The 205-nt window shown below is 42.9% G+C and carries 1 pseudogene; it reads right to left on the reverse strand.

The window, feature by feature from the left end:
• Nucleotides 1-205 (reverse strand): annotated as a pseudogene (locus tag Q1A47_RS20805) (IS5/IS1182 family transposase); the annotation flags it as partial.

Consider the following 205-nt stretch of genomic DNA (forward strand, 5'->3'; position numbering starts at 1 on the left):
CATTCAACAACACTTCCACTGATTCAGAAAGCTGATGAACAATTTCTTTTTCATAAATCGGACGCGCTTCTTCCTCGACCTTTTTTTCTTTGAGCCATTGTTCACGCTCAGCTTTTGGTTTGCGTCCACGCTTTTTCGGTGTTGTCCTTTCTTTCTTATCGGATGTATGAGCGCGATCTCTTGCCTCGAAATGAGTAGCGTCAAT

Source organism: uncultured Virgibacillus sp., from assembly GCF_947495635.1.
Lineage (GTDB): Bacteria > Bacillota > Bacilli > Bacillales > Amphibacillaceae > Virgibacillus > Virgibacillus salarius.